The sequence below is a fragment of the Pseudomonas sp. MPFS genome, from assembly GCF_022537035.1.
In the GTDB taxonomy this organism is placed as follows: domain Bacteria; phylum Pseudomonadota; class Gammaproteobacteria; order Pseudomonadales; family Pseudomonadaceae; genus Aquipseudomonas; species Aquipseudomonas sessilinigenes.
Genome location: NZ_CP066123.1, coordinates 5,511,740 through 5,535,470, shown reverse-complemented (window position 1 = coordinate 5,535,470; position 23,731 = coordinate 5,511,740). Strand labels below are relative to the sequence as shown.

The 23,731-nt window shown below is 57.4% G+C and carries 25 protein-coding genes and 1 tRNA gene; 21 read left to right on the top strand and 5 right to left on the bottom strand.

Annotated features, from left to right (window positions below; all coding sequences use genetic code 11):
* Positions 1-36: 36 nt before the first annotated feature.
* Positions 37-954, bottom strand: coding sequence for a putative 2-dehydropantoate 2-reductase (locus I9018_RS25260; protein ID WP_241107826.1), 918 nt, complete (start codon positions 952-954; stop codon positions 37-39).
* Between the two features lie 144 nt (positions 955-1,098).
* On the opposite strand from I9018_RS25260, the gene I9018_RS25255 reads away from it, so the two are divergent.
* A complete protein-coding gene (locus I9018_RS25255; RefSeq protein WP_068585224.1) occupies positions 1,099-1,584 on the top strand; it encodes a YajQ family cyclic di-GMP-binding protein in 486 nt (161 codons plus the stop codon).
* A gap of 139 nt (positions 1,585-1,723) precedes the next feature.
* Positions 1,724-2,563 carry a mechanosensitive ion channel domain-containing protein gene (locus I9018_RS25250; RefSeq protein ID WP_068585227.1) on the top strand — a complete coding sequence of 280 codons (840 nt, stop codon included), beginning with the start codon at positions 1,724-1,726 and terminating at the stop codon, positions 2,561-2,563.
* A 275-nt stretch (positions 2,564-2,838) separates the two neighbouring features.
* Here I9018_RS25250 and I9018_RS25245 read toward each other — a convergent pair whose 3' ends face one another.
* Positions 2,839-4,179, bottom strand: a complete 1,341-nt coding sequence (locus I9018_RS25245) for an OprD family porin (RefSeq protein ID WP_241107825.1) — start codon at positions 4,177-4,179, stop codon at positions 2,839-2,841.
* Between the two features lie 920 nt (positions 4,180-5,099).
* Between I9018_RS25245 and I9018_RS25240 the strand changes: the two genes are divergently transcribed.
* On the top strand, positions 5,100-5,525 hold the full coding sequence (locus I9018_RS25240; protein WP_068585233.1) for an HIT domain-containing protein: 426 nt from the start codon (positions 5,100-5,102) through the stop codon (positions 5,523-5,525).
* 3 nt (positions 5,526-5,528) lie between these two features.
* Positions 5,529-5,735 carry a SlyX family protein gene (locus I9018_RS25235; RefSeq protein WP_241107824.1) on the top strand — a complete coding sequence of 69 codons (207 nt, stop codon included), beginning with the start codon at positions 5,529-5,531 and terminating at the stop codon, positions 5,733-5,735.
* 65 nt (positions 5,736-5,800) lie between these two features.
* Here I9018_RS25235 and I9018_RS32755 read toward each other — a convergent pair whose 3' ends face one another.
* Positions 5,801-6,406, bottom strand: a complete 606-nt coding sequence (locus I9018_RS32755) for a cold-shock protein (RefSeq protein ID WP_068585239.1) — start codon at positions 6,404-6,406, stop codon at positions 5,801-5,803.
* Between the two features lie 451 nt (positions 6,407-6,857).
* Here I9018_RS32755 and I9018_RS25225 point away from each other — a divergent pair, with 451 nt between their 5' ends.
* The 17 genes from I9018_RS25225 to I9018_RS25145 all read left to right on the top strand — a co-directional run bounded on the left by I9018_RS25225 (position 6,858) and on the right by I9018_RS25145 (position 20,047).
* Positions 6,858-7,331 (top strand): Dps family protein, encoded by a 474-nt coding sequence (locus I9018_RS25225; RefSeq protein WP_068585242.1) that lies wholly within the window; start codon positions 6,858-6,860, stop codon positions 7,329-7,331.
* Positions 7,332-7,511: 180 nt separating this feature from the next.
* Positions 7,512-7,733 carry a zinc ribbon domain-containing protein gene (locus I9018_RS25220; RefSeq protein ID WP_010457489.1) on the top strand — a complete coding sequence of 74 codons (222 nt, stop codon included), beginning with the start codon at positions 7,512-7,514 and terminating at the stop codon, positions 7,731-7,733.
* 96 nt (positions 7,734-7,829) lie between these two features.
* Positions 7,830-9,605 (top strand): aspartate--tRNA ligase, encoded by a 1,776-nt coding sequence (aspS, locus tag I9018_RS25215; protein WP_068585245.1) that lies wholly within the window; start codon positions 7,830-7,832, stop codon positions 9,603-9,605.
* A 114-nt stretch (positions 9,606-9,719) separates the two neighbouring features.
* Positions 9,720-10,466 carry a YebC/PmpR family DNA-binding transcriptional regulator gene (locus I9018_RS25210; RefSeq protein WP_068585247.1) on the top strand — a complete coding sequence of 249 codons (747 nt, stop codon included), beginning with the start codon at positions 9,720-9,722 and terminating at the stop codon, positions 10,464-10,466.
* 129 nt (positions 10,467-10,595) lie between these two features.
* Complete coding sequence (gene ruvC, locus I9018_RS25205; RefSeq protein ID WP_068585250.1) at positions 10,596-11,120, top strand: crossover junction endodeoxyribonuclease RuvC; 525 nt, start codon at positions 10,596-10,598, stop codon at positions 11,118-11,120.
* 112 nt (positions 11,121-11,232) lie between these two features.
* A complete protein-coding gene (gene ruvA / locus I9018_RS25200) occupies positions 11,233-11,841 on the top strand; it encodes a Holliday junction branch migration protein RuvA (protein WP_068585253.1) in 609 nt (202 codons plus the stop codon).
* Positions 11,842-12,900, top strand: a complete 1,059-nt coding sequence (gene ruvB, locus I9018_RS25195; protein ID WP_068585257.1) for a Holliday junction branch migration DNA helicase RuvB — start codon at positions 11,842-11,844, stop codon at positions 12,898-12,900. It begins immediately after the preceding gene.
* Between the two features lie 138 nt (positions 12,901-13,038).
* Positions 13,039-13,506 carry a tol-pal system-associated acyl-CoA thioesterase gene (gene ybgC / locus I9018_RS25190; RefSeq protein ID WP_068585259.1) on the top strand — a complete coding sequence of 156 codons (468 nt, stop codon included), beginning with the start codon at positions 13,039-13,041 and terminating at the stop codon, positions 13,504-13,506.
* Positions 13,496-14,191 carry a protein TolQ gene (gene tolQ / locus I9018_RS25185; protein WP_022640508.1) on the top strand — a complete coding sequence of 232 codons (696 nt, stop codon included), beginning with the start codon at positions 13,496-13,498 and terminating at the stop codon, positions 14,189-14,191. The genes ybgC and tolQ overlap by 11 nt, the downstream gene beginning before the upstream one ends.
* A gap of 13 nt (positions 14,192-14,204) precedes the next feature.
* On the top strand, positions 14,205-14,657 hold the full coding sequence (gene tolR / locus I9018_RS25180) for a protein TolR (protein WP_022640507.1): 453 nt from the start codon (positions 14,205-14,207) through the stop codon (positions 14,655-14,657).
* Positions 14,657-15,718 (top strand): cell envelope integrity protein TolA, encoded by a 1,062-nt coding sequence (gene tolA / locus I9018_RS25175; protein WP_022640506.1) that lies wholly within the window; start codon positions 14,657-14,659, stop codon positions 15,716-15,718. The genes tolR and tolA overlap by 1 nt, the downstream gene beginning before the upstream one ends.
* 17 nt (positions 15,719-15,735) lie before the next feature.
* Entirely contained in the window at positions 15,736-17,016 is a 1,281-nt protein-coding gene (gene tolB / locus I9018_RS25170; RefSeq protein WP_176719813.1) for a Tol-Pal system beta propeller repeat protein TolB, read from the top strand.
* 53 nt (positions 17,017-17,069) lie between these two features.
* Positions 17,070-17,567, top strand: coding sequence for a peptidoglycan-associated lipoprotein Pal (gene pal, locus I9018_RS25165; RefSeq protein WP_022640504.1), 498 nt, complete (start codon positions 17,070-17,072; stop codon positions 17,565-17,567).
* Between the two features lie 6 nt (positions 17,568-17,573).
* Complete coding sequence (ybgF, locus tag I9018_RS25160) at positions 17,574-18,392, top strand: tol-pal system protein YbgF (RefSeq protein WP_068585265.1); 819 nt, start codon at positions 17,574-17,576, stop codon at positions 18,390-18,392.
* Between the two features lie 165 nt (positions 18,393-18,557).
* Complete coding sequence (gene queE, locus I9018_RS25155; protein WP_068585268.1) at positions 18,558-19,205, top strand: 7-carboxy-7-deazaguanine synthase QueE; 648 nt, start codon at positions 18,558-18,560, stop codon at positions 19,203-19,205.
* Between the two features lies 1 nt (position 19,206).
* The gene (gene queC, locus I9018_RS25150) at positions 19,207-19,908 is read left to right on the top strand and encodes a 7-cyano-7-deazaguanine synthase QueC (RefSeq protein WP_241107823.1); all 702 of its coding nucleotides are present in this window, start codon (positions 19,207-19,209) and stop codon (positions 19,906-19,908) included.
* Between the two features lie 63 nt (positions 19,909-19,971).
* Positions 19,972-20,047 (top strand) — tRNA-Lys (locus tag I9018_RS25145).
* Between the two features lie 339 nt (positions 20,048-20,386).
* Here the strand turns inward: I9018_RS25145 and I9018_RS25140 are convergent.
* Complete coding sequence (locus I9018_RS25140) at positions 20,387-21,724, bottom strand: site-specific integrase (RefSeq protein ID WP_241107822.1); 1,338 nt, start codon at positions 21,722-21,724, stop codon at positions 20,387-20,389.
* Positions 21,721-23,607: a MobH family relaxase gene (mobH, locus tag I9018_RS25135; RefSeq protein WP_241107821.1), complete on the bottom strand. Its 1,887-nt coding sequence runs from the start codon at positions 23,605-23,607 to the stop codon at positions 21,721-21,723. The genes I9018_RS25140 and mobH overlap by 4 nt, the downstream gene beginning before the upstream one ends.
* Between the last annotated feature and the right edge of the window lie 124 nt (positions 23,608-23,731).

Below are 23,731 nucleotides of genomic sequence, written 5' to 3'. Positions count from 1 at the left end.
CGCTGGAAATGAGCAAGTGGGCAGCGTAGCCGCTGCTCAGTCGCTGGGCAATCCGTGCAAGTGCAGCTGATCCTTGAGCCTTTGCTGTAACCGCTGCAGGTGAGGCAGGGCCAGTTGGTGGCGCACGGCTGCATTGCAGGCATAACCAAGCAGGTAGCTGATTTCGGTTCGACGCCGATTGGCGACGTCCTGGTGCATGGATGAGAAATTGGCCGCGGTGGCGTGGATCACTCGTTCGACTTCCTGTTGCAAATCCCGCGCGGCATCCGGCTGCCCGCAACATTGCAGCAGTTCACCCAGCTCGATGCAGAGGGTGGCTACCTCGCACTGGTGTTGCTGCAGGCCGCCATTGCGACAGTCATGCAACACCGTCAGTGGGTTGATCGCGCAGTTAAGTGCCAGTTTGCGCCACAGTCGCGTCAGGATCTGGGTCGTCCATTCATGGGGAATGCCGCTGGCTGCCAGTTCGTCCAGCCAAATGGGAGCGCCAGGGTGGGCGGTATCGCCGAGCCACGTATAGCCGTGGCCTGCAAAGACTACGCGCCAATCGCCATCGCGAAAGGCTCCCTCGGTACTGGAGGCGGCGATGCAACGGGCTTCAGGTACCTTGGCGGCCACGGCATCCTGGCTGCCGAGGCCATTTTGCAGCAGGATCAATTCAGCTCCGGGCGCCAGGCGCTTGGCGATGCTGGCCACGGCGGCTTCGGCGTCGTAGGCCTTGCAGGCCAGCAGCAAGCGGTGGATCGGCTGCGGGCTGTCGCAGGTCTCGCCGGGAATCGGATGCAGGCTGCTCTGGCCCTGCTCGATCAGGGTCAGGCCGCCTGCTGCCTGGTAGGCCTGCAGGCGGGTCCGGTCGCGCAGGAGCAGGCGCACCGGTAGCCCGGCGCGTGCCAGGCGTGTAGCCCAGAGGGTGCCTAGGCTGCCGGCGCCGAGAATGTGCCAGGTGGTGGACATGAAGTTTCGACCCTGTTGGGGCAGGCCCTGAGGGCGCGTGCGGTGAAGGAGGGGAAAGACCCGTTATAATGAGCGCGGATTTTAACCGCAAGCCGGGCGTGTTCGATGTTCTGAACGGCGCCCCTTTTTATTTGGAGAGAATACATGCCGTCGTTTGACGTGGTATCCGAACTGGACAAGCACGAAGTCACCAATGCGGTGGAAAACGCCGTCAAGGAACTGGACCGCCGCTATGACTTGAAGGGCAAGGGCAGTTTCGAGTTCAAGGACAAGGAACTGACCGTCAACCTGACCGCCGAGGCCGAGTTCCAGCTGGAAGCGATGATCGAGATCCTCAAGCTGGCCCTGGTCAAGCGCAAGATCGATGTGCAGTGCCTGGAGGTCAAGGACGCCTATGCCTCGGGCAAGGTGATGAAGCAGGAAGCGGTGCTCAAGGAAGGGATCGACAAGGAACTGGCGAAGAAAATCGTCGCTCACATCAAGGACGCCAAGCTCAAGGTGCAGGCTGCGATCCAGGGCGAGCAAGTACGGGTGACCGGCAAGAAGCGCGACGACTTGCAAGAAGCGATCGCGGCCTTGCGTGGCAAGGAATTCGGCATGCCGCTGCAGTTCAACAACTTCCGCGATTGATTGGATTCTCCGGGAACCTCTAGGTCTTATTGGCGTCCGAGGCCGGAGCAATGGCAGAAACGATTGAGCTCCCAGTGGAGCCGATCGTTCTGTCCGTCAGTCATGCATCCTGCGCAATCACGGAAACCTGGAGAAATAGATGGACTTGAACGCTGAAGTAGACAACCTGGTCCGGGCTTCCCAAGCCTGGATTCCCATGATCATGGAGTACGGCAGCCGGGTGCTGCTGGCCGTGGTGACCCTGGCCATTGGCTGGTGGTTGATCAACAGGCTGACTCACAAGGTGGGCAAGCTATTGGCGTTGCGCAATGCCGACCTGGCCTTGCAGGGGTTCATCAGCAGCCTGGCCAATATCGTGCTCAAGGTGCTGCTGATCGTCAGTGTCGCCTCGATGATCGGTGTCGAGACCACCTCCTTCGTGGCCGCCATCGGTGCCGCCGGCCTGGCTATTGGCCTGGCCTTGCAGGGCAGCCTGGCGAATTTCGCCGGTGGAGTGCTGATCCTCTTGTTCCGTCCGTTTCGCCTGGGTGATTTCATCGAAGCCCAGGGTATCAGCGGGACAGTGGATAGCATCCAGATCTTCCACACGGTCCTGCGTACGGGTGACAACAAGACGGTGATCGTGCCCAACGGCAACCTGTCCAACGGCATCATCACCAACTACAACCGTCAACCGACCCGCAAGGTGGTGTTCGACGTTGGCGTGGATTATGACGCTGATCTGCAGAAGGCCCGTGAAGTGTTGCTGGAACTGGCCAAGGATGATCGGGTTCTGGCCGACCCTGCGCCTGTCGCGGTGGTCTCCACTTTGGGTGACAGCGCGATTACCTTGTCGCTGCGGGTGTGGGTCAAGACGGCGGACTACTGGGATGTGATGTTCCAGTTCAATGAACTATCGCGTGATCGCCTGAAGGCCGCGGGTATCGATATCCCGTTTCCACAGCGAGTGATTCGTGTGGTTCAGGAAGCCGCCGTGTAATAAAGGTGGCTTCATAAGTTGGCCGTTCGGTCAACTAGTGCTGTTCAAGACAAGGGGCCATCGGCCCCTTGTTTTTTATCCGTCTGATACGAACTAAGGCCTGCAGCCATTGGCTGCTATTTGGCAACTACCGATAGCATGTTATTTATTAGCTTGCTATGTAGTGGCGGATGAGAGCTTGCACTTTTGATGGCATAAAAAAACCGCCACCCTGGGATATCAAGGCGACGGTTTTTATTGGAGTTGCGCGTTAGCGCAAGCAACTGGGCAACGAATTACAAGATGCTCAGCGGGTACTCCACGATGATACGTACATCGTTGTTATCGGACTGGTAGCCGCTGTATGCGTTATTGACGCGATACACCGCGCTACGCAGGCGGAAGGACAGATCCTTGGCTGGACCTTCCTGGAGAACGTACTTGGTCTCGAAGTTGAACTCTTTCTCTTTACCTTCGCCCAGGCCGTTGTTGGTGGAGATGTTGTCACCGGTCACGTAGCGAGCCATGAAGCTCAGGCCTGGCACGCCATAGGTGGCCATGTTCAGGTCGTAGCGTGCTTGCCAGGAACGTTCATCGCGACCCACGAAGTCGGAGATCTGGATGGAGTTGGCCACGAAGACCGTACCGTTACCGTCAACGCCGTAGTAGTAGCCGTTGTCGCCGCTGGAGCGCTGGTGGGCCAGGGTGAACTTGTGCGCGCCGAGGCTGTACGCTGCTGCCAGGCTCCACAGTTTGTTATCCACGCCCGTGCGGCCGTCGCCGATCATGTCGACCAGGTCGCCACGCTTGTCGCCTTCGGTCTTGTAGCCGTTGAAGTCGAAGTTCAAGGACTGCGATTCAGCGATCGGCAAGGTGTAGTTCAGGTTGATGTACTGCTTCTTGAAGTACTGGTCGACCTTGGAGGCTGCCAGGGTGCCGGTGAAGTTGTCGGTGAAGGCATAGGTTGCGCCGAAGATGTTCGCCGAAGGCAGGCCTTTGGCGCCGTTGCCATTCTCGTCAGCAACGCCACCGATGCTGTCCTTGCCCATACCGGTCTGCTTGCTCAGTGCGGTGAAGCGACCAGCATTCAGTTCCAGGCCCTTGATTTCCTTGCTGGTGATCAGGGTACCTTCGGCCACTTCCGGCAACAGGCGGCTATCGTCAGTGGCGAATACCGGGCTGGCGACGAACTGACGACCGTACTTGAGGGTGGTGTCGGAGATGCGGAACTTGATGGCGGCACCGGTCTTGGACTGGGTCTTTTCCGGTTGGCCGTCGCCATTGACTGCGAACAGACCGTTGCCGGCACGGCCTGAACCGCCGTCCAGGCGGGCTGCGCCCATGGCCATGGCGTCCACACCGACACCCACGGTGCCTTGGGTGAAGCCCGATTCGTAGGTCAGCAGTTCACTGATGCCGGTGTCCTGGCGATAGCCGCTCTTGTAGCCACCACCGGGCTTGGCGATGTTACCGGCACCGTTCTTGTAGTCGCGGTTCATGTATTCCAGACGAGTCTTGGACTTCAGGCTCTGATCTTCGAAAAAGCCTTTCGAGTCGTCTTGGGAAGACGCGATTGCGAACTGCGAGGTCCCTGCAGATACAGCCAGGGCGATCATGCTCCACTTCATCACGCGCATCGTGATTTGCTCCTTTGGTTTTTAGAAGAGTACTGCCGTCCCACCTGTATTTTTATTTGGGCGGCTCTTTCTTTTTGTGTCGGCGCAAACTTATATCACGCTGACAATATTGGCGATACTTGCCTATCTATCCTTTCAGCTTCTTTACGACCCTGTCGCAAATTGCTTGATCGGTGTCGCAATCCTTCAGTCGGAATGTATCCGGACTGACAACTTCAATAGTGCTCTTCGGAGGATTGCAAGGAGGGAAAGAGCCCTCCAGACAAACACTTTCAAAGTACTTTTGGGCAGCCCTGCCGCTATTATCATGAGTCTTTAAGGTTTCACTTTCGCTCATCCCTCGCAGACGGTGTCGGGCTGGATGCAACAAGCGTGCACAAAACCAAATGACCAAGTGTTTTTTGCTCCAGACGGTAAAGGAGTCTGTAAAAACCGCATAAAACCGTCGCTCGGAATGAGTTTTCGCTTGGCTTGACGTCGCTGCCTGCATGAGGCAGTGGTGTGCAATAAGTTGCACAGCCAGACAAAATGTTACCGACGCACACTGCAAAGTGAGTAAACGGCGGATGCTTGGGGTACTCAGCGTAGACCCGTTGTCCGATTTCGGTGCAAAACTTTTGGATGACGTTGCCCCTGTTCATACCGTCAGGTGCGTAAACGGCACTGGTTATCAAGGACTTGGCGAGTGTCCTTGCGAGCGACTCTGAAGTGGTGTGGGCAAATGGTGCAGGGCTTTGCAAAATGTCCTGCTTTGGGGCGCATTGACCGCATGAACTGGCTCCTTGCCAAATTGAGGAGAGGTCGCTGGCTCATTGGTCATGAAGCGTGAGGCGTTCACAGGTATGCTGCGTCTCTGTCGCCTGGTCCATGTCAGTAATACTTGACGCCAGGCAAGAATGAGCGGAGCGGGAGTAAGCGCGGTGTTCACTTTAGATTCACGACTGCAGCAAGACACAGTACTCATCGGGGACTTCCCCCTTTGCCGGCTGCTGCTGTCCAATGATGCAAACTATCCTTGGTTTATCCTGGTGCCGCGTCGCGAAGATATCAGCGAGTTGTTTCAACTGGATGTCACGGATCAACGTCAGCTATGGCAGGAAACCACGGCCCTGGCCGAGCTGCTCAAGGACTCGTTCGATGCCGACAAGTTGAATGTGGCGACTTTGGGCAATGTGGTAAGCCAGTTGCACATGCATGTGATCGTACGTAAACGTGACGATGCCGCCTGGCCGGCCCCGGTTTGGGGCAAGCATCCGGCAAAACCCTACACGGCAGAGCAGATCGAACAGGTCCGCGAACGGTTGCGAGTGGTGCTGACCGATGATTTCCGGTTTCTGGAGGACTGAGGCATGGGGCTGGAAGAGCGCGTAACCGATCTGGAAAGTCGCCTGGCGTTCCAGGATGACACCATCCAAGCCTTGAATGATGAGCTGGTGGCACAGCAAAAGAGGGTGGAGCGCCTGCAATTGCAGATGGCTGCGCTACTCAAGCGCCAGGAGGAGATGCTTGGGCAATTCGGGGTCTTTGAGGAAGATGCGCCGCCGCCTCATTATTAAGGTGGCGGGGTTGTCGCCAGAGCCATAAAAAACCGCGCCTTGGCGCGGTTTTTTATGGCCTGTGATCAGCGGCGGGGCAATGCAGCAATGACATCTTCGGCTTGCAGGCCCTTGTCACGGTTCATCACCGAGAACTCCACGCGCTGGCCTTCTACCAGGACGCGATGGCCTTCTCCGCGAATGGCGCGAAAGTGCACGAAGATATCGTCGCCGGAGTCCCGGGAGATAAAGCCGAAGCCCTTAGAGGTGTTGAACCACTTCACGGTACCCGTATCACGATTGCTCATGTCGTAGACCGGTGCAGAAGAAGCTGCGGGTGACGATTTGTAGAAGCTCACGGCCAGGTGCAGCGCCACTGCAAACAGGGCAGTCAGCAGGCTGACCAGCACAGCTGGCTGGTCACCGATCACTGGCATCGGAGCCAGGAGGGTGAGGGTTTGCAGGACGACCACCAGGACCAGCAGGGCGCTGACCAGGTTCTGCAAGTGATGGCGAGGGCCTTTGTTCCAGTGCGGAATAACTGGGGCCAGGACCAGGTTGAGCAGGCCGAAAAGGGCCAGGTAAAGAGCATCGGGTTGTTGTAGGTAGGGAACCGCGTCGGATCTAAGGCTCGGAATCAAGGACAGCAGCAAGGCTGCAAGTCCTGTCAACAAGTGGACAATCTTCAACATTTTGATCAACTCACGTTAAGAAGGAGCACAAGGAAGAGCTGATCGCGCACGGTTCGCTTCTGAAAAAATAGATGAGGCGGCAGGTTCGTGCGCGGTGTCAGCCTATGCGCGCTGGCCGAAGAAATAGGCAACAACGACACGGGCTCTATTTAACCGCAAAGCCCAGGCCTTCTCAAATCAGCCGCGTTGTTCCGCGAGGCGGCTCGTCGTCCGTGGTCGGAAATGGATCGGACAATCAGGCAAAGGCCCGTTTCTTGGGGTGTTGCTGGATCGTCCAAGGAACAGCGAATTTTTCTTGCGGTCAGATCCGTTTCAGCCCTGGCCATTCTTCACCCATGGGCCTGGTCACGAGGCAACCTGCCGCGGGCTGCGCGGCAGCAGGCAGGTCCTGTCCTTGCTAGAGTGGTCCGGCAGCTGAATGGATTGGTTCATCTGGTCAACGGAGAGAAACATGGCAATTGATATCGGTATCAGCGAAGCAGATCGCAAGTCCATCGTCGATGGTCTGTCCCGTCTACTGTCGGACACTTACGTGTTGTATCTGAAAACCCATAATTTCCATTGGAACGTCACCGGCCCGCAATTCCGTACCCTGCACTTGATGTTCGAAGAGCAATACAACGAACTGGCCTTGGCGGTCGACCTGATCGCCGAGCGTATCCGGGCGTTGGGCTTTCCTGCCCCGGGTGCCTATTCCATCTATGCCCGGTTGTCCTCCATCAAGGAGGAGGAGGGAGTGCCGGCGGCGGAGGAAATGATCAAGCAACTGGTCAGCGGGCAGGAAGCAGTGACCCGTACGGCTCGCGGTATCTTTCCTCTGTTGGACAAGGTCAGCGATGAGCCTACCGCGGACCTGCTGACCCAGCGCATGCAAGTGCATGAAAAAACTGCATGGATGTTGCGCTCCCTGCTGGAAAATCCCTAGGTCGTTCATGGCGGATGGCGCTCATCGCGCCATTCGCCTCTTAGGCTGCGTACGTTATCGGGGCATACGGCTGCACAGGGCCGATTTAATGGATATAATCCCGCTCTTTGCTACGTAGCCCGAGCCTTGGCATGGGCTCTGCCTGTATCAAGCCGTAATCTGGATTGCCGAGACGTCCCCATGCCGATGTACGACTACCAATGCGCTTCCTGTGGCCATCAGTTGGAAGCCATTCAAAAGATCAGCGCCGCGCCGCTGGTCGATTGCCCTGCATGCCAGGCGCCTGAGTTGAAAAAGATGCTATCCATGCCGGGTTTCCGCCTCAGTGGCACCGGCTGGTATGAAACCGACTTCAAGACCGGCTCCAAGAAGAATCTGGCCGGTGGCGACAAAGCTGACTAAGTTGAACGACACGCGCGAGTTCTTGCACTATCTGGCACCCGAGGGGTGCGCAAGGCCTCCATCGAATTTCGAATTACGAGAAGTGAAACCACTACCATGATGCGCAGCCATTATTGCGGCCAACTGAACGAAGGCCTGGAAGGTCAGGAAGTAACCCTTTGCGGATGGGTCCACCGTCGTCGTGACCACGGCGGGGTGATTTTCCTCGATATTCGTGATCGTGAAGGCCTGGCCCAGGTGGTGTTCGATCCGGATCGTGCGCAAACCTTCGCCGCTGCCGACCGTGTGCGCAGTGAATATGTAGTCAAGATCACCGGCAAGGTACGCCTGCGTCCGGCAGGTGCCGGTAACGCCAATATGGCCTCGGGCATGATCGAAGTGCTGGGGTATGAGCTGGAAGTCTTGAACGAGGCGGAAACCCCGCCATTCCCGCTCAACGAATACTCCGACGTGGGTGAAGAGACCCGCTTGCGCTATCGCTTCATCGACCTGCGCCGTCCGGAAATGGCTGAGAAGCTGCGCCTGCGCTCGCGCATGACCACCAGCATCCGTCGTTTCCTCGACGAGAACGGCTTCCTGGACGTCGAGACGCCGATCCTGACCCGCGCCACCCCTGAAGGTGCCCGCGACTACCTGGTACCGAGCCGCACCCATGCCGGCAGCTTCTTCGCCCTGCCGCAATCGCCTCAGCTGTTCAAGCAACTGTTGATGGTGGCCGGCTTCGATCGTTACTACCAGATCGCCAAATGCTTCCGCGACGAAGACCTGCGCGCCGACCGTCAGCCTGAATTCACCCAGATCGACATCGAAACCAGCTTCCTCGATGAAAAAGACATCATGGGCCTGACCGAGAACATGATCCGCAACCTGTTCAAGGAAGTGCTGGGTCTGGAGTTCGGCGAGTTCCCGCACATGACCTTCGAGGAGGCCATGCGTCGCTATGGATCGGACAAGCCGGACCTGCGTATTCCCCTGGAACTGGTTGACGTTGCCGACCAGCTCAAGGAAGTGGAGTTCAAGGTATTCAGCGGCCCGGCCAACGACCCTAAATGCCGTATCGCAGCCCTGCGCGTACCTGGCGGGGCGAGCATGCCGCGCAAGCAGATCGACGACTACACCAAGTTCGTCGGCATCTATGGTGCCAAGGGCCTGGCGTACATCAAGGTCAACGAGCGGGCCAAGGGCGTCGAGGGCCTGCAGTCGCCAATCGTCAAGAACATTCCGGAAGCCAACCTGAACGTGATCCTCGATCGTGTCGGTGCCGTCGATGGCGACATCGTGTTCTTCGGCGCCGACAAAGCCAAGATCGTCAGCGAGGCCCTGGGTGCGCTGCGTATCAAGCTCGGCCACGACCTGAACCTGCTGACCTGCGAATGGGCGCCGATGTGGGTCGTCGACTTCCCGATGTTCGAAGAGAACGACGATGGCAGCTTCACTGCGCTGCACCATCCGTTCACCGCGCCGAAGTGCTCGCCTGAAGAACTCGAGGCCAACCCTGCTGGTGCTCTGTCGCGTGCTTATGACATGGTCCTCAATGGTACTGAGCTCGGCGGCGGTTCGATCCGTATCCACCGTAAAGAAATGCAGCAAGCGGTGTTCCGCCTGCTGGGTATCAATGAAGCGGAACAGGAAGAGAAATTTGGCTTCCTGCTGGACGCCCTGAAGTACGGCGCTCCACCCCATGGTGGCCTGGCCTTCGGCCTGGATCGCCTGGTGATGCTGATGACTGGCGCCCAGTCGATTCGCGAAGTGATCGCCTTCCCGAAAACCCAGAGCGCGGCTTGCGTCATGACCCAGGCACCCGGCTTGGTGGACGCCAAGGCCCTGCGCGAGCTGCATATCCGCTTGCGCGAACAGCCCAAGGCTGAGTAAGCCGGCCCGACAAGGCGCACCTTCGGGTGCGCTTTTTCTATGGGGAAGCGTTTTTGTTGCCGGTTCACCTAGTGGTGGTGCAGGCAATGTTTCAAAGAGAATTTGGAGCAAGTTATGGCAGGTCATTCCAAGTGGGCGAACATCAAGCACCGCAAAGAGCGTCAGGATGCCAAGAGAGGCAAGATCTTCACCAAGTGGATTCGTGAGCTGACTGTCGCGGCCCGTCAGGGCGGTGGCGAGCCCGGTTCCAATCCACGCCTGCGCCTGGCCCTGGACAAGGCCCTGGGCGCCAACATGAGTCGCGACATCATCGACCGGGCCATCGCCCGTGGTACTGGTGCTGCCGGTAGCGACGATGTGGTCGAGCTGACCTATGAGGGCTATGGTCCCAATGGTGTAGCGGTCATGGTCGAATGCATGACCGACAATCGCAACCGTACGGCGGCGGCTGTTCGTCATGCTTTCAGCAAGTGTGGCGGCAACCTGGGTACCGATGGCTCGGTAGCCTACCTGTTCGAGCGCAAGGGCCAGCTCACCTTCGCCGAAGGTGTCGACGAGGATGCATTGATGGAAGCGGCCATGGAGGCCGATGCCGACGACGTGGTCAGCAATGATGACGGTTCGGTCGATGTGTTTACCTCGTTCGCTGGTTTCTATGGCGTGCGCAATGCCCTGGAAGCTGCTGGTTTCAAGGCTGCCGATGCGGAAATCGTCATGCTGCCCACCACCAGCGCCGAGCTGGACCTGGAAGGTGCCGAGAAGGTCTTGAAGCTGATCGATATGCTGGAAGACCTGGATGACGTGCAGAACGTCTACTCCAATGCGGATATTCCGGAGTCGGTCGCCGCCCAGCTTGGTTGATCCAGCAGCGCCGCTCTTGAAGCCGGATGCGCAACGCCGTGATCATTACGCGGCAGGGTGCCTCCGGCTTCCGTTTTTTTGCCGTTCCGTTCCTGAACGGTCGGCCTTTTCATTTCAGCAGCAGGCCTTATGACTCTAATTCTTGGCATCGACCCCGGTTCACGCATTACCGGTTATGGCGTGGTTCAAGACACCGGGCGTGGTTGCGTGTATGTGGCCTCCGGCTGCATTCGTACCGGCGCTGGCGAACTGCATGAGCGCTTGCAGATCGTTTATCGCGGGGTTCGCGAGGTGATCCAGACCTACGGCCCGGTGACCATGGGCATCGAGAAGGTATTCATGGCGCGCAATGCCGATTCGGCCCTGAAGCTCGGGCAGGCTCGGGGGGCGGCCATCGTCGCCGGGGCCGAAGAGGGGCTGGAGATTGCCGAATACACGGCGACACAGGTGAAGCAGGCGGTGGCGGGGACTGGCGGTGCCAATAAGGAGCAGGTGCAGATGATGGTCATGCATCTGCTCAAGTTGACAGCCAAGCCGCAGATCGACGCTTCGGACGCCCTGGCGATTGCCATTTGCCATTCCCATACCCGTTCCAGCTTGTTGCCCCATGGCCTGGGAACGGCACGCAGTCGTGGCGGTCGATTGCGTCTCTGATAGCATCAGCGCAGTCATTTTAGGAGCGGGTGTCATGTGCCTGAGTAATCGGCGCTGACCTTGTTCAGTGAGTCGCCAGCCCCGTGCTGGCCATCGCCTTAAGGATCGATACGTGATTGGACGCTTGCGCGGCACCCTGGCTGAGAAACAGCCGCCGCACCTGATTCTCGATGTCAACGGCTTGGGTTATGAAGTCGAAGTACCCATGACCACCTTGTATCGCCTGCCGTCGGTCGGCGAACCCCTGACCTTGCACACCCATTTGGTCGTGCGTGAGGACGCACAGTTACTCTACGGTTTCGCCAGCAAGCGCGAGCGAGACTTTTTTCGCGAGTTGATCCGTCTAAATGGTGTCGGGCCGAAGCTGGCCCTGGCCCTGATGTCCAGTCTTGAAGTGGATGAGCTGGTGCGCTGCGTGCAAGCTCAGGACACCTCGGCCTTGACCAAGGTGCCGGGGGTCGGCAAGAAAACCGCCGAGCGCCTGTTGGTCGAGCTCAAGGATCGGTTCAAGGCCTGGGAGGCGGTGCCGAGCATGTTCGCCCTGGTGCCGAACCAGCCGGATGCGCCGATGCCCGTGGCCAGCGCCGAGTCGGATGCGGTCAGTGCACTGATCTCCCTGGGGTACAAGCCGCAGGAAGCCAGCAAGGCGGTATCCGCGATCAAGGAAAAAGGCTTGAGTAGTGAAGACATGATCCGCCGAGCCCTGAAGGGGATGATTTAAGTGATAGAAGCAGATCGTCTGATCGCCGCTACGGGCCCCCGTGAGCGCGAGGAAGTCCAGGACCGGGCGATTCGTCCGGTCAGCCTGGCCGACTATATCGGCCAGCCCAGCGTGCGCGAACAGATGGAGCTGTTTATCCAGGCGGCTCGTGGGCGCAGCGAATCCCTGGACCATACGCTGATCTTCGGGCCTCCCGGGTTGGGCAAGACCACCCTGGCCAACATCATCGCAGAGGAAATGGGGGTATCGATCAAGAGCACCTCCGGACCGGTCTTGGAGCGTCCCGGGGATCTGGCCGCGCTATTGACCAATCTCGAGCCTCACGATGTGCTGTTCATCGATGAGATTCATCGTTTGTCGCCGATCGTCGAGGAAGTGCTGTATCCGGCCATGGAGGACTTCCAGCTCGACATCATGATCGGCGAAGGGCCGGCGGCGCGTTCGATCAAGCTGGACCTGCCGCCTTTCACCCTGGTGGGAGCCACGACCCGTGCGGGCATGCTGACCAACCCGCTGCGGGATCGTTTCGGTATCGTCCAGCGCCTGGAGTTCTACAGCGTTGCGGATCTTGCGACCATCGTTGGGCGTTCCGCTGGCATCCTCGGCTTGCCGCTGGACCCGGAAGGCGCCGTCGAGGTGGCCCGGCGAGCCAGGGGCACGCCGCGGATCGCCAACCGTCTTTTGCGCCGGGTGCGTGATTTCGCTGAAGTCCGGGCCAAGGGGCACATCACCAAGGCTGTTGCCGACCTGGCATTGAATCTGCTGGATGTCGACGAACGTGGCTTTGACCATCAGGACCGGCGTCTATTGTTGACCATGATCGAGAAGTTCGACGGCGGTCCGGTCGGGGTCGACAGCCTGGCCGCGGCGATCAGTGAAGAGCGTCATACCATCGAGGATGTGCTGGAACCGTACCTGATCCAGCAGGGCTACATCATGCGAACCCCTCGTGGGAGAGTGGTGACCCGACATGCGTACCTGCATTTCGGGCTAAATATTCCGTCACGATTGGGAGACATGCCCGCGGTAGACGAATTCCTCGATGCCATGGACGATTGATCGCTCGCTTTGCACCGACTTAATCGGGGTTTGTGCTGTCCTACGGGCGGACATCGTTAAAACTGCACGAAAAGTCGTTCAAGAATGAAAAAACAGTTGCTTGGCTGGATTGGCAACCTGAGGAGTAAGCACTAGAGTATGCGCGCGCAAAACGGGCTTGAGCCGTTCGCACATCGTTGTCGCGTTTATTACGAGGACACCGATGCCGGCGGTATCGTGTATTACGTTAATTACCTTAAGTTTATGGAGCGGGCTCGAACCGAGCGGCTACGACATTTGGGCTTTGCCCAGTCGCAGTTGGTGGGGGAGAACCTGTTATTCGTCGTGCATTCCAGCGAAGCGCGTTATCACTCGCCGGCGCGGTTGGACGATGAGCTTCTGGTCAGTGCCCAGGTCACCGAGTTGAATCGGGCCAGCCTACGTTTCACCCAGCAGGTCAGGCGGTTCTCGGACAATGTGCTGCTCTGTGAGGGGCAGTTCCTGGTGGCTTGTGTGCGCGCCGACAATTTCAAACCCCGCGCTATTCCAGACGCTCTGCGTACGGCCTTTGCCGACGAGGGCAGCGCGGGTACACACTCAGAGCAGGAGATAAAGCGTGGAAGCTAACGTCGTCGACCATTCCTCCATGTGGAGCCTGGTCAGCAATGCCAGCGTTGTAGTGCAGTTGGTAATGCTGACCCTGGTGGCCGCATCGGTGACTTCATGGATCATGATCTTTCAGCGCAGCAACCTGCTGCGCGCTGGTCGACGTGCCCTGGAGAGCTTCGAGGAGCGCTTCTGGTCCGGTATCGACTTGTCCAAGCTGTACCGCCAGGCCGGCAGCAACCCTGACCCGGACTCCGGTGTCGAGCAGATCTTCCGTGCTGGTTTCAAGGAGTTCTCCCGCCTGCGCCAGCAGCCGGGCGTCGAACCCGAGGCCGTGATGGAAGGCGTGGCTCGTGCGATGCGCGTAGCGATCTCCCGTGAAGAAGAGAAGCTCGAGCAGAGCCTGCCGTTCCTGGCCACTGTGGGCTCGGTCAGCCCGTACATCGGTCTGTTCGGTACCGTGTGGGGGATCATGAACTCCTTCCGCGGCCTGGCTTCCGCACAGCAGGCGACCCTGGCCACCGTGGCCCCGGGTATCGCCGAAGCCCTGGTAGCGACTGCCATCGGCTTGTTCGCGGCCATCCCGGCAGTGATCGCCTACAACCGTTTCTCCGCCCGTGGCGAGACGCTGATCAGCCGTTACTACACCTTCGCCGACGAATTCCAGGCGATCCTGCACCGTAAAGTGCACACCAGCGAAGAGTGAGCAGGTAGACCCAATGGCCCGAGTTCGCCACAAACGCAAGCCGGTTGCCGAGATGAACGTAGTGCCCTACATCGACGTGATGTTGGTACTGCTGGTCATCTTCATGGTGACCGCGCCGATGCTCAACCAGGGTGTGAAAGTCGACCTGCCCAAGGTTTCCAGTGAAGCCTTGCCCCAGGACAACAACACCCAGGTGCTGACCATCTCGATCAAGGCTGACAAGACCTACTACTGGAACCTTGGCAGTGAAGTCGATACCGACAAGCAACAGGACAAGGCAATGACCTTGCCGCAGATGACCGACGCGGTGACCAAGATCATCCGTGCCGGTAACGAAGGCGGCAAGCACACCCAGGTGTTCATTCGCGGGGATAAATCCGTCGACTACGGCGCCGTGATGGGTGCCATGGGCGGCCTGCAGAAAGCTGGCGTCGGCAACGTTGGCTTGATTACCGAGGCGCCCTGATGCAGCAACAGCGAGAGCCGTCCGCTTCGGAAAGCTACTTCTGGCCTAGCGTCTGGGCAATTGCCCTTCATGTTCTGGTGTTCGGCATGCTGTTCGTCAGCTTTGCCATGACGCCAGAGCTGCCGCCGGCCAAGCCGATCGTCCAGGCGACCCTGTATCAGCTGAAATCGAAGAGTCCAGCGACCACCCAGACCAATCACAAGATTGCGGGTGAGGCGAAGAAGTCCGCCGCGCGCCAGACCGAAGCCGAGCAGTTGGAGCAGAAGAAGGTCGAGCAGGAAGAGATCAAGGCTGCGGAACAAAAGAAAGAAGAGGCTGCCCAAAAAGCCGCGGAAGCGAAGAAGGCCGACGAGGCCAAGAAAGCCGACGAGGCGAAAAAGGCTGACGAGGCCAAGAAAGCCGCCGAGGCGAAAAAGGCCGAAGAGAAGCAACTGGCCGATGTAGCCAAGAAGAAAGCCGAGGAAGAAGCCAAGAAAGCCGCTGAAGAAGAGGCCAAGAAAAAGGCCGCTGAAGAAGCGAAGAAGAAAATCGTCGAAGACGCGAAGAAGAAAGCCGCGGAAGACGCCAAGAAAAAAGCAGAAGCTGACGAGGCGAAGAAAAAGATCGCCGAAGACGCGAAGAAGAAGGCTGCCGCCGACGCCGCGAAGAAAAAGGCCCAGGAAGCAGCACGTAAATCTGCCGAAGAGAAAAAGGCCCAGGCCCTGGCGGACTTGCTTTCCGACAAGCCGGAGCGTGAGGCCACGAAGTCGGATGAAGTCGGTGACAGCGTCGCGGGCAGTTTCGACGACCTGATTCGTATTCGTGCAGCAGAAGGTTGGGCTCGTCCTCCTTCGGCGCGCAAGGGTATGACAGTGGAGCTGCGTATCGGCATGTTGCCTGATGGTACGGTGACTACGGTCAGCGTGATCAAGTCCAGTGGAGACGGCCCGTTCGACGCCTCGGCGGTGGCGGCAGTCAAGAACATTGGACGTTTGACAGAAATGCAGGGTCTGAGTCCGAAGGACTTCGCTCCCTATCGTTCATTCAAGATGACATTCACACCTGAGGATCTAGCCTTGTGAGAAACCTTCTTCGAGGAATGCTTGTCGTTATTTGCTGTATGGCAGGGATAGCGGCAGCGGATGAAAAAAACATTCTGGTCACCAGCGGTAGTGACCGGGCGACGCCGATCGCGGTTGTACCCTTCGGCTGGCAGGGCGGCAGCGTGCTGCCGGACGACATGGCGCAGATCATCGGTGACGACCTGCGTAACTCCGGTTACTACGCGCCGATTCCAAAGCAGAACATGATCAGCTTGCCGACCCAGGCCAGCGAAGTCATTTTCCGTGACTGGAAGGCCCTGGGCGCCCAGTACGTAATGGTTGGCAGCATCGTGCCGGCCGGTGGCCGCCTGCAGGTGCAGTACGCGCTGTTCAACGTGGCTACCGAACAACAGGTGCTGACTGGCAGTGTTTCTGGTGGCGTTGATCAGTTGCGAGACATGTCGCACTACATCTCCGACCAGTCCTTCGAGAAGCTCACCGGCATCAAGGGTGCGTTCTCCACGCGCCTGCTGTACGTGACCGCCGAGCGCTTTTCGGTGAACAACACTCGCTACACCCTGCAACGTTCGGACTACGACGGTGCTCGGGCAGTGACCTTGTTGCAGTCTCGCGAGCCGATCCTGTCGCCGCGCTTTGCCCCCGATGGCAAGCGCATTGCCTATGTGTCGTTCGAACAGAAGCGTCCGCGCATCTTCGTACAGCATATCGACACGGGTCGTCGCGAGCAGATCACCAACTTCGAAGGCCTCAACGGCGCGCCAGCCTGGTCGCCGGATGGCAGCCGCCTGGCGTTCGTGCTGTCCAAGGACGGTAACCCGGACATCTATGTCATGAACATGGCTTCGCGCCAGATCAGTCGTGTGACCAGTGGCCCGGGCATCAATACCGAGCCGTTCTGGGGCAAGGATGGTTCGACCATCTACTTCACTTCCGACCGCGGTGGTAAACCGCAGGTATATAAAAGCAACATCAATGGCGGTGGTGCCGAGCGTGTGACCTTTATCGGTAACTACAACGCCAACCCGAAACTTTCTGCTGACGAAAAGACCCTGGTAATGATTCACCGCCAGGACGGTTTCACCAACTTCCGGGTAGCGGCTCAGGATTTGCAGCGCGGTAGCGTAAAAATCCTTACAGACACTAACCTAGATGAGTCAGCTACTGTTGCGCCCAACGGCACCATGGTAATCTACGCCACCCGCCAGCAGGGCCGGGGAGTCTTGATGCTCGTGTCCATTAATGGACGTGTGAGGCTCCCGCTTCCTACCGCTCAAGGCGAAGTCAGAGAACCGTCCTGGTCCCCTTACCTGAACTGACGCGGCGCTACAATGTTTCACTTAACACACTGGGGTTCATTAGGAGTTTCACGATGGAAATGTTGAAGTTTGGTAAGTTTGCTGCGCTGGCTCTGGCCATGGCTGTGGCTGTAGGTTGCTCCTCCAAAGGCGGCGACAACGCTGGTGAAGGCGCTGTTGATCCAAACGCTGGTTACGGCGCTAACACTGGTGCTGTTGATGGCTCCCTGAGCGAAGAAGCAGCTCTGCGCGCAATCACCACCTTCTACTTCGAATACGACAGCTCGGACCTGAAGCCAGAAGCCATGCGCGCTCTGGACGTTCACGCCAAGGACCTGAAAGGTAACGGCGCTCGCGTTGTTCTGGAAGGTAACACCGACGAACGTGGTACTCGTGAGTACAACATGGCTCTGGGCGAGCGTCGTGCGAAAGCCGTTCAGCGCTACCTGGTACTGCAAGGTGTTTCCCCAGCTCAGCTGGAGCTGGTTTCCTACGGTAAAGAGCGTCCAGTTGCCACTGGCCACGACGAGCAGTCCTGGGCTCAAAACCGTCGCGTCGAACTGCGTAAGTAATTCGTCATGCGAACGTGCCGTCGTGCTGTAACTATTTTGGCTCTCAGTCTCACGCCGCTTGCGGCGTGGTCTGCGGTTCCTGTGGTCGATAGCAACTCTGGCTATGGAAATAGCGGGAGCAGTTATCCACCAGCGGGTTATGGCACGAACGGCGCCTATGCCGGGGGAGGGGTTTCGACCCCTGTCTCGGCACAGGGCGAACTGTTCCAGCAACTGCAGCAAATGCAGGAGCAGATTGCACGGCAGCAAGGTGTGATTGAAGTTCTGCAAAATGATGTAGCGCGCATGAAGCAAGAAAGCCTGGAGCGTTACCAGGATCTTGATCGGCGCATAGGAAGCGGTGCTGCACCTGCCGCGACTCCTGAGAATTCTTCAGCTGGTGGCAATGCCGCCGCTGCCGCGGCCGGGGCTGCTACTCAAGCACCAGCTGCCAGTAGTGAACCGGGGGATCCGGCCAAGGAAAAGCTCTACTACGATGCTGCCTTCGACCTGATCAAGGCCAAGGATTTCGACAAGGCCAGCCAGGCCTTCTCGGCATTCCTGCGCAAGTACCCCAACAGCCAGTATGCTGGCAACGCCCAGTACTGGTTGGGTGAAGTGAACCTGGCCAAGGGTGACCTGCAAGGTGCCGGCCAGGCATTTGCCAAGGTGTCCCAGCTTTATCCAAAGCACGCCAAGGTGCCTGACTCGCTGTACAAGCTGGCCGACGTGGAGCGTCGCCTGGGTCATACCGACCGCGTCAAGGGTATCCTGCAGCAGGTTGTGGCCCAGTATCCGGGGACCTCTGCCGCTCAATTGGCGCAACGAGACTTGCAACGCATGTAAGCGTTCAGCTCATGTTTACAAGAAACCCGCGCTTGTCGCGGGTTTTTTCGTTAGAATCCACGCCCTTTTATGAAATACGCTTCCTGGGATCTACGCGATGGCGGGGTTCCTTGAGGTGCCTGACGGAGGCGGACAGCCTGTTTAGCTGTTACGCCCGTGGCGAATATGCAAGACACATTGAGAATCACCGAAGTTTTCTACTCGTTGCAGGGGGAAACTCGGACTGCCGGGCTGCCCACGGTTTTTGTGCGCCTGACCGGTTGTCCGCTGCGTTGCCAATACTGCGACAGCGCCTATGCCTTCAATGGCGGTACCCAAAGAACCCTCGACAGCCTGCTTGAGCAGGTAGCCGGGTTCCGCCCGCGTTATGTCTGTGTCACCGGCGGCGAGCCGTTGGCCCAGCCTAATGCCATTCCCTTGCTCAAGAAGCTATGTGACGCCGGTTATGAGGTATCGCTGGAGACCAGCGGTGCCCTGGACATATCGGCCGTGGACGTGCGAGTCAGTCGAGTCCTGGACCTGAAGACCCCCGGCTCCAAGGAAGCGCATCGAAATCGCTACGAGAACATCGAGCTGCTGACCGCCAATGATCAGGTCAAGTTTGTCATCTGCTCCCGCGAGGACTATGACTGGGCAGTGTCCAAGTTGATCCAGTACCGTCTTGAGCAACGTGCTGGCGAAGTGTTGTTCTCGCCAAGTCACCACGATCTGAATGCACGCGATCTGGCTGACTGGATCGTGGCGGACAACCTGCCAGTACGCTTGCAACTGCAGCTACATAAATACCTTTGGAACGATGAGCCAGGACGCTGAAATGACTGAATCAGTATTGAACCAAGCAACAGCTGAAAAACGCGCGGTAATTCTCCTGTCCGGTGGCCTGGACTCGGCCACTGTGGTGGCGATGGCCAGGGCCGATGGCTATAGCTGCTACACCATGAGTTTCGATTACGGCCAGCGTCATCGTGCTGAACTACAGGCGGCGGAGCGAGTGGCCCGGAATCTGGGCGTGGTGGAGCACAAGGTCATAGGCCTCAATCTCAACGGTATCGGCGGCTCCGCGTTGACCGATGCCTCCATCGATGTGCCGGAAGCGCCCAGCGAAGGTATTCCCGTTACCTACGTCCCTGCGCGCAACACCGTATTTCTTTCCCTGGCCCTAGGCTGGGCGGAGGTCCTGGAGGCGCGGGACATCTTCATCGGTGTCAACGCGGTGGATTACTCGGGGTATCCGGATTGCCGCCCAGAGTTCGTCGAGTCTTTCGAGCGCATGGCCAACCTGGCGACCAAGGCCGGGGTGGAGGGGCAGGGCTTTCGTATCCAGGCCCCGCTGCAGAACCTGAGCAAGGCCGAGATTATCAAGGCAGGAGCGCGCTTGGGAGTCGACTACGGACTGACCGTTTCCTGCTATCAGGCGGACAACGACGGCCACGCTTGCGGCAAATGCGATAGCTGCCGCCTACGTGCGGATGGCTTCCGCGCGGCCGGGATCAGCGACCCAACACCTTATTTTTGATTTTTTTCATATAGGGTGTTGAATTCCCGTTAGAAATCAGTATTATACGCGCCACCACACAGCGGGTCGTTAGCTCAGTTGGTAGAGCAGTTGGCTTTTAACCAATTGGTCGTAGGTTCGAATCCTACACGACCCACCATATTCATGGTCGGAAGCGGTACTAGGAAGGGGGGCTTGCCAGGGCCAGTCTACTAGTCTTGCAGCCGTCTGGAGCGAACCATAGGCGCGCTCCGTGATGATGTCAATATGAAATAGCCCACTGCCGGACCCGGTCAGTGGGTTTTTTCGTTCAAGCGGTCAAAAAATCAGCTCCGCCTTAGCGCGAACTGGTCCAGCTCGACGCTCTTATCAGGAATCCTTGTGCAAACATCGACTTGCTGATGTCCGGCGCCGATCGGGCGTGCACAGTTCATCCTGCCGATGCCGACATTCCTGAAGCTGAACCTAAGCTGAACGAAGCTGGGCGTTTAGCTAGCTGTCAATTCCACCGGAAACTGCCGATGGCGCTTCTATCCGGTAAGAGATCCATCAGAGCTGCTGGCTCAAACGAATCCTCCATCGACTGGCAGAGAGGTATTCCTAAATCCGCCCAGAGCGTCCCAGGTCCATCCCAACTCAGCTCATGAGAAAGCCCTGTGCTGGGCTTGGATATCTGTTCCAGCGGATATTTATCAGGCCGTCTCTGCCTGGGCAGTGCTGCAAGCAGCTCAGAGGCCGTAGCGGGTTGCTGAGTGGGTGAGTCCTCCACTGTTGCGGCAATACCTTGCCCAAGCCCCTCTGGCGTCTCCTCTGGGGCCGGTAAGTGTTCGGGTAGAGGTACAGGCTTAGGCTCAAGCGCCTGAGGAGTTATGACGTCCTCACGTCGCTCAAGCCTTATCGCACCCTGATGCCAGCTACGCTCATCGAGCACTGCTCGCATATGTTCGTAGTCAGCCTCGATGTAACTCATCGTCGTGGCGATGTTCGAATGGTTCAGCAGTGTCTTGGTCAGGTGAATATTGCGTTCTGGTTGCCGCATCAAATCGGTAGCTAAGGTGTGCCTGAACCGGTGCGGCGTCATGCGTATGCCGAAGGCGCTAGTCAGTTTTTTGTACATGCCCTCAACTTGATCGATGTTCATGGTTTTAGATCTGTAGTGGATCGAAAATCGATTAACATTGAAGAGCTGATCTTGGCCCGAAAAGCCCTGGGTTGAAGCAGCGTTTAAAAGTTTTTGTATGTGTGGTTCCAAACCTTTCATTATGGGTACGCAAAACTCTCTGTGAGTCTTTTCTGTATCAGCATTCACGTAAACGAGTCTGTTGTCCCAGTCCACGTCTTGAACCCTAATGCATAGCAGTGCATTCAGGCGTATCCCGGTGTAATAGAACATCTCGAATGTGGCCAGCCAGAACCACGCAGGCGTAATCGGGCTGCGCTGACCAGAGCTCTTCTCCTGGTCGACTAGGGTTTGCAGCCAATGGCGTGCCTGGCGTATCCCGTCTCCCGAGATGATTTTGCTTGGCCGCTTCGGTGCAATGAGCGTGCTTTTCTTGAAAGGGTTAGTTAGTGAATTGGGTATGATTTCGTACTCAAGCGCATAAGCCCAAATAGTACGAAGATGGTTGGAGTATGTGTTCCAGCTGCGTCTAGACAGTCCATCTTCGATAGCGATACTTCTCCAGGAAAGTATATTTCTTCGGTCAAGTTTTGTTATGTCTATTTCTTCACCGAAGTTTTTAGTAAGAGCTTTAATGGAGGCTCGATATATTTTAATAGTTGCTTCGCGCAATACATGATCCATTAGGTATTCTTGTAGTAGCGCAACCGGAGTCATTGGCTAACCTCTTCTTCAACTCTAGAGATGCTAGGGTTGTCCAGGGTAACTTCTGTGAAGATAGTGCTAGAGTCTCTTAGTAAATAGCCTTTAAGTTGTTTGGTTTTCCTTGAGCCTGAAACGTTGAAGGTCCAGATATTCAAACTCTTCTTCGTTTTCTCATGCAGCTTTTCCTTCTCGAACGCACGCTGAACTTGCTGCCAGGCAACCGTCCCGTTCTTGGTTGCGATCTGCTCAAGGGGCGGATGCTCTTGTATATAGCGTTTGAAGATACCTGGAGTAACGAGCATCGCTGTGCCGTCAACGGTATGAACCAGGGCTTTGGCATCATTGATGATGATTTTTCGGGAGGTGATTCCGGCCTTTAGCCACGCGACGAATCCCTGTCCCAGACTGATACTGGAAGGCATTGTGGTTACATCTTCTAGTGCTTGAGGCTCAGAACTGGCCTCAGAAGTGTATTCAGGCTGCGTCATCCCTGATTGAAGGGGCGATGCAGCCCCCGGGCCAGCGCTAGAACTTAGTACCTCTGCTGGCACCGTGATATTACTATAGAGTTTCAATAGCTCATCGATATCGAAATTTTCCGAATCGATACTCTGCAAGGTCTGAGATTGTTTTTGATTTGTTGGTGGAGCAACGATTGAATTAGCTGCCACGACAGTAACAGTCGGTTCTGCTGCAATCGGTTCGTCTGGAACGGCGTATGTTGTCTCCTGAGCTTCTGAACCGTCACGTTGGTCGATCTCGACCGTGACTGTGCCTGCATAAGCCTCAGGACGATCAGCTGGATCAGCCCAGATTAGCGAAGGTGTGACTTTCAGTACCGTAAAGCTGTGCTTCCAACCACGCCCTGTATCGACGGTCACTTTCCAAACAGCCTTATCCTTGGCATTCGTCTGAATAATGGCCTGGTCCTGCAGCATGTTGAAGAAAGGTGCATTGGAGGATGGAATGTGGTCGCTGCCCTGCGAGAGCATAGCTGCTCTCAGGTGGTCCGCAGTCGGTTTGCTTACCAACCAAAGAGCATCCTGTGCCAGCCAACCATCAGCAGGACCGTCGGGGTGGTTAAGCTTGAACTTCTCACGCACCAGGTACCTGAGACATTCCACCAGCTGCCTTTGTAGCGATTGTTTGGGCGCTGCCATCGCACGGTCTGGATTGCTTCCGAGCTCCTGGGCCACCGATGTACTATCAGCCTTGATCACAATTTCACCGAGAATGCCGGCATTTTCGAACTGCCCTGCGACCAGGTAGATCAGTTGCGTCCACAGTTCAGGAAACCCGCAGAGCCAATCTAGAATCTCGGGGGCCAGGATCTGCGAATAGATCAAAGCAGTAGCTGCTCCGTGGAGCTGGTACTCACGACCTTTGACGTACTTGAATCGATAGGGCTTTGCGATTGGCCCATGCCATGGGTGCCAGATCTGTCCACCTTGAAGCTCGACACGAATATCGACTGCTACTTTGCCGAGGTCATGTAGCAACGCCCCATAGGCTGCCGCTGTTGTCCAAGCTTCAGCTTGGGCTGATTGCGACTCAGGCGGGGCGCCGATCGGTAGAAGGTAGGTTTGACGGATCTTCAAGGCGTAAGCCACGATCTCCAGTCCGTGGTCGAGCAGGCCACCTAGATGGGAGTGGTGATGATTTTCTGAAGCCGGCATCAGCTGTACCAGCTCTGCGTACCGCTCAAGCGGCTGGCGGTAGAGTGTGTTGAACTGTTGGTGTGAGAGCGAAGCGCGGCGCCAGATGTTCTCCAGGAGCTCTTGGCGTCGGGGAGTGTTCAGCAGCGCAGCTGCGTTTGCCGGTAGGTGGAAGCCTTGCGGAGTTGCTTCTGAGGGTGGCCTAGCCGGTTTTCGGCTGAGCCAGGATAGAATTTGCATTGGGCGCTCCATGAGGATTCATGGCGCGGGTTTTCCTCTACAGGCGGAATGCCAGCAACAAAAAACCATTTTTAGCGGTGAGAGGGTTTTAGGGCATTGTGCCACTACCTAGGAAACAGACTGG

What these genes read in the sequence shown, in the direction of transcription:
- I9018_RS25260 (WP_241107826.1), bottom strand. Translation starts at nt 954, where the DNA reads ATGTCCACCACCTGGCACATTCTCGGCGCCGGCAGCCTAGGCACCCTC.
- I9018_RS25255 (WP_068585224.1), top strand. Translation starts at nt 1,099, where the DNA reads ATGCCGTCGTTTGACGTGGTATCCGAACTGGACAAGCACGAAGTCACC.
- I9018_RS25250 (WP_068585227.1), top strand. Translation starts at nt 1,724, where the DNA reads ATGGACTTGAACGCTGAAGTAGACAACCTGGTCCGGGCTTCCCAAGCC.
- I9018_RS25245 (WP_241107825.1), bottom strand. Translation starts at nt 4,179, where the DNA reads ATGCGCGTGATGAAGTGGAGCATGATCGCCCTGGCTGTATCTGCAGGG.
- I9018_RS25235 (WP_241107824.1), top strand. Translation starts at nt 5,529, where the DNA reads ATGGGGCTGGAAGAGCGCGTAACCGATCTGGAAAGTCGCCTGGCGTTC.
- I9018_RS32755 (WP_068585239.1), bottom strand. Translation starts at nt 6,406, where the DNA reads ATGTTGAAGATTGTCCACTTGTTGACAGGACTTGCAGCCTTGCTGCTG.
- I9018_RS25225 (WP_068585242.1), top strand. Translation starts at nt 6,858, where the DNA reads ATGGCAATTGATATCGGTATCAGCGAAGCAGATCGCAAGTCCATCGTC.
- I9018_RS25220 (WP_010457489.1), top strand. Translation starts at nt 7,512, where the DNA reads ATGCCGATGTACGACTACCAATGCGCTTCCTGTGGCCATCAGTTGGAA.
- aspS (WP_068585245.1), top strand. Translation starts at nt 7,830, where the DNA reads ATGATGCGCAGCCATTATTGCGGCCAACTGAACGAAGGCCTGGAAGGT.
- I9018_RS25210 (WP_068585247.1), top strand. Translation starts at nt 9,720, where the DNA reads ATGGCAGGTCATTCCAAGTGGGCGAACATCAAGCACCGCAAAGAGCGT.
- ruvC (WP_068585250.1), top strand. Translation starts at nt 10,596, where the DNA reads ATGACTCTAATTCTTGGCATCGACCCCGGTTCACGCATTACCGGTTAT.
- ybgC (WP_068585259.1), top strand. Translation starts at nt 13,039, where the DNA reads ATGCGCGCGCAAAACGGGCTTGAGCCGTTCGCACATCGTTGTCGCGTT.
- tolR (WP_022640507.1), top strand. Translation starts at nt 14,205, where the DNA reads ATGGCCCGAGTTCGCCACAAACGCAAGCCGGTTGCCGAGATGAACGTA.
- tolA (WP_022640506.1), top strand. Translation starts at nt 14,657, where the DNA reads ATGCAGCAACAGCGAGAGCCGTCCGCTTCGGAAAGCTACTTCTGGCCT.
- tolB (WP_176719813.1), top strand. Translation starts at nt 15,736, where the DNA reads ATGCTTGTCGTTATTTGCTGTATGGCAGGGATAGCGGCAGCGGATGAA.
- pal (WP_022640504.1), top strand. Translation starts at nt 17,070, where the DNA reads ATGGAAATGTTGAAGTTTGGTAAGTTTGCTGCGCTGGCTCTGGCCATG.
- ybgF (WP_068585265.1), top strand. Translation starts at nt 17,574, where the DNA reads ATGCGAACGTGCCGTCGTGCTGTAACTATTTTGGCTCTCAGTCTCACG.
- queE (WP_068585268.1), top strand. Translation starts at nt 18,558, where the DNA reads ATGCAAGACACATTGAGAATCACCGAAGTTTTCTACTCGTTGCAGGGG.
- queC (WP_241107823.1), top strand. Translation starts at nt 19,207, where the DNA reads ATGACTGAATCAGTATTGAACCAAGCAACAGCTGAAAAACGCGCGGTA.
- I9018_RS25140 (WP_241107822.1), bottom strand. Translation starts at nt 21,724, where the DNA reads ATGACTCCGGTTGCGCTACTACAAGAATACCTAATGGATCATGTATTG.
- mobH (WP_241107821.1), bottom strand. Translation starts at nt 23,607, where the DNA reads ATGCAAATTCTATCCTGGCTCAGCCGAAAACCGGCTAGGCCACCCTCA.